The following is a 4,852-nucleotide window of genomic DNA, read 5'->3' as shown; positions in this document are numbered from 1 at the left end:
GAAAGCATTTAATCCTACATCAGCTAGAAATATGAAAGAAAATATAAAAGATATTCCTTTCTCAGCTCTTGATAAAATCATGAGTTTAGCTATCAAGCAGTACAACTTCAAGGACGATATGTATGATTTGTATCAAATGCGTGTGAACAAGCCGGAAGAACAAACAGAACCATATACAACAAAAGAGATTGAAACGTATTTTGGTATGATTGCAGACGATACAGATGCTATATTTACAGATAAAAAGAAACGGGCCATTAATTTATATAATACTGTTTCTATTCTTATTGCAGCCTTTCAACAGATGTATTATGAATTTATATCGTTAAAGGAGCAGGTTAAGCAGAATGCTGAAGAGTTAAATGTAGTTAAAGAAGAAAATAAACAAATAAAAGAACAAGTTACTACATTAACAGATCAAGTTGCGACACTTACAAGTAATATGTCCACATTAACAGATTTAGTTCAAAAATTAATAAGTGAGAAACCAGAGCAGCCATAAGCTGGTCTTTTTTTATTGCCTAAAAGGGGTGATTAAAATGGAAGGGTTACAAGATGTACGAAGTGATGTTCAAGAAATAAAGCAAGATATTAAGGACATTCGCTTAGAGATTAAAAGTTTAGAAATGCGGACAACAGGTAACGAGAAAGACATTATCAATATCAACAAACAGCTAGATAAAATCAGCGCCAATACTACCTGGATTTTGCGACTTATAGTTGGCGGAATTGTTGGTGGCATTCTCACTTTCTTAATGAAAGGAGGTGGTATGTAATGTTTGAAATTACTGTAATGATTGGAATTGTAGTTGGTCTTTCACAAATTGGAAAAACAATTGGATTACAAACAAAATATGTTCCGTTATTAAATTTAACGCTTGGCATTGTGCTAGGCGTTTTATTTATGGGCGCAGATATCAAAACAAATGTATTCCAGGGAATCATCATTGGACTATCAGCAAGTGGATTATTTGACCACACAAAAATTATAAAAAAGGATGTTGATGCTAAATGAAAAAGACAATGAAACATATTACCTCGTTCCTTATGATTCTAGTACTTGCTGTTTCTTTTGCTACAAGTGTTTTTGCTGATCGAACACTTATTATTCCCGATTTACCAAAACAACCATACCGTTATGGTGTAGGTGCTTATGAGGGCGTTGTAGCACATTCTACAGCAACTCCAGAAGCTCCAGCTATTAATATTCAAAAATATGAGTCTAGAACATGGAGTAATGCATTTGTTCACTATGCAGTCGATTGGGATGAAACAATCCAAATTGCTGATAAAAAATACATTGCTTATGGCGGGGGTCCTGCTGCTAATAAACGATTTGTACATGTTGAGTTATGCGAAACAGCGGACTATACAAAATTCAAACGCAGCTATGACAAATATGTTAAGTTACTAGCTAAAATCTTACGTGACCGTGGGTTATCTGTAGAAAAAGGATTGTGGACACATAGCGATGTAACTCATTACCTTGGCGGTACGGATCATGAAGATCCAATTGATTACTTAAAGTCTCATGGCGTTTCAGAAGCACAATTTAGAGCAGATGTACAACGAGCATATAATAATTCTAGTGTGGATGTTTCTGTTCCAGAGAAGCCATCTAAACCAGCGGAAGTACCAACAGCAGTAACAGATGGTATCGCCTATATTGAAGGTTACAACGTTAACTTACGTAAAGGACCAGGTACAAGCTATTCTAAAATTCGTCAACTAAACAAACCAGAATCTTATATTGTGTGGGCTGAAAAAGACGGGTGGTTAAATCTCGGTGGAGATCAGTGGATTAAGAGCGATCCATCTTATGTAAAGTTTAATAAGAAAAGCACAGTAGATTCTTCTATTGTTGGAAAGCGTGTTGTTTCAAAAGTTAACAATCTACGTTTCTATGATACTCCATCTTGGCAGGATAAAGATGTGGCTGGTTCTGTAGATGCAGGATTAGGATTTACAATTGATGCGAAAGTAAATGTAAATGGTTCACCACAATATAAAGTACACAATACCAAAGGGAAAACATACTATGTAACAGCAAATGCAGCCTATGTGTATGTTAAGTGAAAAAAGAGGTCTACTCAAATTATGAGTAGACCTCTTTTTTATTTAGTTATCTCACTAATTTATCAAACTAAACCTAAATGGATAGCGTTTGTACAATGTAAATCGCATCAAGGAAAAATAAGAATAAGTTTATCACTAAATATATTGATATAATAAAAAGTGAATGAAAAGCACATTTAGATATAAATACGGAATTAATTAAAAGTAGCAAACGCAGATGTATACAAACGGATATAAGTAAATAGAAAGATGTAATTTTATCGTACACACTTAAAATTTATCCCTTTTTTAATTAAAGGTATAAGAAAATTTACCCTTCCTATACCTTTAATCATATTCGCTTTTTTGTCCGGAAAGATAATCAATTGAATCAGCTAGTTTATAACAACTCTGTAAAAAGAGAAGAGAAAATATAACACATATATTTCTAGTAGAGTTGTATGTTATGTTGTTAAACTGAATATTTGATAAAATAATTCTTTTTGATTTTGAACAAACTAATTCCGTAAATCAATCTGTTCTTTTTATATATGTGGTTTTTGCTTCTCCAAGAATGGATATATATGCGAAAAGATTTTAGTCTTAATGTAGAATGTACACATTTCTTAATAAAGTGTTACGCTTCTTTTACGATGTTATTCAAATATTTGAGATGTCTCGTTTGGTTCACAGTAACGTATTACACTTCTAAATTACATTTATATGTTATCAAATCAACATAAGCCAATAACAATTAGTTAATGGAAGATTAGGTGCCTCTGAGATTACTGTTGTATTATATCCGATAATAAAACTAGCTGGTACAGTTGCAGAAGCCCATCCTGCAGTGAAAAATTGGTTTGCAATTGTATTACTCGAACTGAAAATAGGTGTTTGCCCGGTAGAACTCGAGTCAATTCCGATAATTCCCTTTCCAGCGGTATTTTGAACACTGTTTCCAATAACTTCAATAAACTTAAAAATATTAAAATTAGCATTAAACAGTAAGACAGGTACATTTCCTTCATTAACTGTTGTATTACTTAGAAGAAATAATCCGAAATTTGTACCTATAAATTCTTCAATTACTAATAGATGTCTCAATGTAAAAGGAGAAGAATTATCTTGCTTATTATTGCTTACTATTAAATTCCCTTGTAATGTACCAGAATTAACAGCTATATTAGTAATGATAATAAATCTGCATCGCGTGTTACCTGAGTCAGACACAAAGGTATTACTGTCAACAATACTTTGCCCTGAAGTAGAGGAAATAATGATATAGAAGTATCCATTGTTAGGTGATGCAAGGGGCGCATAAGTAAAGTTGCAATTTGTTATTTGAAACTCAGTTGCTACAATAGCGATACCGAGTTCACATACTGAAATTTCACAACTATCGATATATATACCTGTTGCTGACAAATTATTAATTGAAATAACAGACTCAACTCCTAAAACCGATGGGAAATCTTGGACGATAGACATATTTCGGAAAATAACATTGGATACTGTAACATTAAACATAGAGACTACAGTATTCAAGATAGTAATAACGGTAGTTGCCCCTATTCCTTGACCCTCAATTGTTACTGATTTATTAACAGTGACAGTGGATGTAATTATAAAAGTCTCAGCATCAAGCAATAGTCTATCACCGTTATTGGCTACAGCTAAAGCTGCATCAATCGTCGTATAGGTTTGCGTTGACCCAACAAGGATTGTGTTTCCGGTAGGAGCTGGAATAGCTCTGACCATCGGAGGAACTGGCTGAGAGAGCTTATAATACGTGATCCCTGTGGATAGGTCAATGTAAATATCCCCTAAATCTCCAATGGCGCATGTTGGAACCCCAACTCCTGTTAAAACCGTAGTACCAGTAGGTCCAGTAGGTCCAGTAGGTCCAGTAGGTCCAGTAGGTCCAGTGGGTCCAGTAGGTCCAGTGGGTCCAGTAGGTCCAGTGGGTCCAGTGGGTCCTACTGGACCTGTTGGAAAAGTAAAGGGAGGAATAGATGGAAGTGTTGGTCCCACTAGATTAGGATTAAAGGCCGCAGCCTGAATTCCCTCCCATTTTTTTTGCTCATTTTGTTTATTGAACATATTATTACCTCCAAACAAAATACACTCATTCCTTGGATGAGAAAACAGCTTTCATCTCTACATTAGTGTATGTAGAGGTGTGGCATCAATTTCCCTATATACGAATAGATTATGAAAAAACGAGAAATAAAACAGTTTTCTTTCTTATCAACAAGATACCAGATGACTGTGTTATTTCTCCTATATGTTATGGTGAACCTTACGTTAGGTTTATTTATTAAATTGACTAATAGAAAATATTTTTAGTAAATAGTAATTCATCATTATCATAAAAAAATGGCCTTTTTATAATAGAAGAAATAAAAAAGTGCTAACAAGTTTGCAAACGAACTTGCTAACACCTATACAGAATAGACATAATTTATCGCTGATATGTCGTCTTTGAAAATAGCTTTAATCAGCTAAATTACACTTATACGAAATGCTCATAAAAATAGTCTTAATATCAAGAATATAATCATCCAGATATTCCTTTACTTTTAAGACGGAAACGAGGCATGATATTGATTTCTACCTCAGAGTTTGCGTCAAATAATAAAAAAATACGGTTTGTAAAACTAAAAATACAACAAGCTACAACCGGTATGAAATGGATTAAAATATTTAGAAATTTAAAAGATGATTTTCAAATAGGGGGAGAGGTGGATTTAGACCATATTCTCCAATATTCGAAAGATTATATTGTAGGGGAAAATAA

The 4,852-nt window shown here is 33.7% G+C and carries 5 protein-coding genes and 1 pseudogene; 5 read left to right on the top strand and 1 reads right to left on the bottom strand.

What is annotated here, in order from left to right; genetic code table 11:
- The 4 genes from GBN78_RS28515 to GBN78_RS28500 form a co-directional block, all read left to right on the top strand.
- Positions 1-502: tail fiber domain-containing protein (locus GBN78_RS28515; RefSeq protein ID WP_193224771.1), on the top strand; the 502-nt coding region annotated here is incomplete at its 5' end.
- 37 nt (positions 503-539) lie between these two features.
- Entirely contained in the window at positions 540-776 is a 237-nt protein-coding gene (locus GBN78_RS28510; RefSeq protein WP_016081457.1) for a hemolysin XhlA family protein, read from the top strand.
- On the top strand, positions 776-1,015 hold the full coding sequence (locus GBN78_RS28505) for a hypothetical protein (RefSeq protein ID WP_047386254.1): 240 nt from the start codon (positions 776-778) through the stop codon (positions 1,013-1,015). Before GBN78_RS28510 ends, GBN78_RS28505 begins: the two co-directional genes overlap by 1 nt.
- Positions 1,012-2,076 carry an N-acetylmuramoyl-L-alanine amidase gene (locus GBN78_RS28500; RefSeq protein WP_152127972.1) on the top strand — a complete coding sequence of 355 codons (1,065 nt, stop codon included), beginning with the start codon at positions 1,012-1,014 and terminating at the stop codon, positions 2,074-2,076. The genes GBN78_RS28505 and GBN78_RS28500 overlap by 4 nt, the downstream gene beginning before the upstream one ends.
- Positions 2,077-2,784: 708 nt before the next feature.
- Here GBN78_RS28500 and GBN78_RS28495 read toward each other — a convergent pair.
- Positions 2,785-4,155: an exosporium leader peptide-containing protein gene (locus GBN78_RS28495; RefSeq protein ID WP_152127971.1), complete on the bottom strand. Its 1,371-nt coding sequence runs from the start codon at positions 4,153-4,155 to the stop codon at positions 2,785-2,787.
- Positions 4,156-4,598: 443 nt separating this feature from the next.
- Here GBN78_RS28495 and GBN78_RS28490 point away from each other — a divergent pair.
- A pseudogene (locus GBN78_RS28490) lies at positions 4,599-4,852 on the top strand (translation initiation inhibitor); the annotation flags it as partial.

The sequence above is a fragment of the Bacillus sp. B2-WWTP-C-10-Post-4 genome (genome assembly GCF_009183805.1).
Taxonomy (GTDB): domain Bacteria; phylum Bacillota; class Bacilli; order Bacillales; family Bacillaceae_G; genus Bacillus_A; species Bacillus_A cereus.
The sequence above is the reverse complement of the archived record's forward strand: the minus strand, read 5'-3'. Positions and strand labels throughout refer to the sequence as shown.

Coding starts and splice junctions, on each gene's coding strand:
- GBN78_RS28510 (WP_016081457.1), top strand. CDS start 540: ATGGAAGGGTTACAAGATGTACGAAGTGATGTTCAAGAAATAAAGCAA.
- GBN78_RS28505 (WP_047386254.1), top strand. CDS start 776: ATGTTTGAAATTACTGTAATGATTGGAATTGTAGTTGGTCTTTCACAA.
- GBN78_RS28500 (WP_152127972.1), top strand. CDS start 1,012: ATGAAAAAGACAATGAAACATATTACCTCGTTCCTTATGATTCTAGTA.
- GBN78_RS28495 (WP_152127971.1), bottom strand. CDS start 4,155: ATGTTCAATAAACAAAATGAGCAAAAAAAATGGGAGGGAATTCAGGCT.